General features: G+C 42.3%; 1 protein-coding gene. It reads left to right on the top strand.

Annotated elements, in window-relative coordinates; all coding sequences use genetic code 11:
• Positions 1-1,862: phospholipid carrier-dependent glycosyltransferase (locus tag AC33VI_RS19385; protein WP_491783902.1), on the top strand; the 1,862-nt coding region annotated here is incomplete at its 5' end.
• Positions 1,863-1,959 lie beyond the last annotated feature (97 nt).

Genomic DNA, 1,959 nt, shown 5'->3' on the forward strand with positions numbered 1-1,959 from the left:
TAACTTTCCTAAGACGGCGCAATTGGTTGGGATTATTGCAGCTAGTTACTTCTTTACTAGTCGGTATGGCGATCGCTTTTCCCTGGTATCGTACCAATTGGTTGTTAATTCTGACTTCGGGAAAACGGGCTACGGTAGATTCGGCGATCGCTGAAGGAGATCCAGCCCTCAATACTCTCTCTGCTTGGACTTATTACGGCAAAATTTTACCCTATTTACTTTCTTGGCATCTTTTAGTTATTCCCGCCGTCGGTTTATTAATTTATTTGATTGGTAAATATATTTTTCAACGTAGCAGCAGCCAGAATTCTGTTTGCGATAATAAATCCGCCTGGATTTGGATCGCAGTTTTCTTAATTGGGGGTTATTTGCTTTCTTCCCTCAATATCAATAAAGATGCCCGTTATATTATTCCCCTGTTACCCATTTTGTCTTTAGTACTGGCAGTGGCTTTATTATCCTTCCGCAATGGTTGGCGACAATACATCTTATCCACAACAGCCTGTCTGGGAATTATACTAATGTTGTTAAACATCTTTCCTTTGGGAGGAAGTGCGATCGCAGCTGTATTTAATCCCCGCACTCAACGCTATCCCTATCAAGGACAACCCTATTATCATTCAGAAGTAATCGCCGAAATAAACCAAACTGCTCCCTATCTCAGAACGGTATTGGGAGTATTGCCTTCTACCCCTGAAATCAACCAACATAATTACTCTTTCTATGGCAAGCAAAATAATGCTCGTATTTCTGGTCGTCAGGTAGGAGTCAGACAAGAAGAAATATTGCAAGATTCTCGTTCTTTAGATTGGTTTCTCACCAAAACAGGCGATCAAGGATCGATACCCGAATCTCAACCCGCCATAGTCAAACTTATAGAAGAAGGAGGAGACTTCGAGCTACAAAAAAACTGGCAACTACCCGACAACAGCCAACTAAAACTCTACCAACGCCAACCCCCTCTAGTAAAAGTCTCCTCAATCTCCCTATCTTCCCATCTCCCCATCTCCCTTTCCCCCAGTCTCCCTGTCACCAAATCTCCCCCTGGTAAATCAATCTCAATTACCTATAACTGGACGGGCGATCGCCAGACTTTAGAATCTGGTATTGTTTTACTAACTTGGCAACACGAATCAGATCCCAATTCCTTTTGGATACACGATCGCGCTATTGGTAAAGGTGCGTTAAACTTTCCCTCAGATATTCCTCAAAACCAAACCTTTCAAGTTACCGAAAGAACTGCCATGCTTCCCCCAGCCAACTTGCGATCGGGTAAATACAACCTTTCCGCTACCTACTTAGATCGCCATACAAGAAAAACTAAAGCGATCGCTCTTACTCCTACTTCTATTATCATCGATCCTCAAGCCCAACCTCTTCCCGCTCCAGAATTAGACCTCGTAACTCAATTACGCAACACCGCCCCCAAAATGGCGGAAAATATTCAAGGCTTAGAGCCGATATTTGCTCAAACTGCCCGCATCAATCAATACGATGCCCAGCAAGACTATTTAAAACAAGCAGAAATAAGCCTAACTTACCGTCTGCAAAATCAACAGGTAAGCAAACAACACCAAATAGATTGGTTATATGCGATCGCCCTTGCTAGAGTGCTACAGCAAGATGTAAATGGGGCAATTGTCTCTTTTCAAGAAATTACCAAGCTAGAACCTAATAATCCCTATGGCTATGCTTATTTAGCTTTCGTTCATCTTTATGACTGGCAACCCCAACCCGCCAATGCAGCTTTGGATCTGGCTAACCAAATTAATCCTAATATTCCCGAGGTAAAAACTCTCCAAGGTGCAGCAGCAGTCATGCAAGGGAGATTTTTTAAAGCCTGGCAGCTTTTCAATCAATAAAAGGCAAATAAGTAGTCGTGCCAAATTACAGCCGTTTTCAGTTGAATAGCTCTCTGGGAAAATTTACTAGTTCGTAGTTTTTAGTTTTTAGTTCTTA

This window comes from Waterburya sp. (assembly GCF_058530065.1).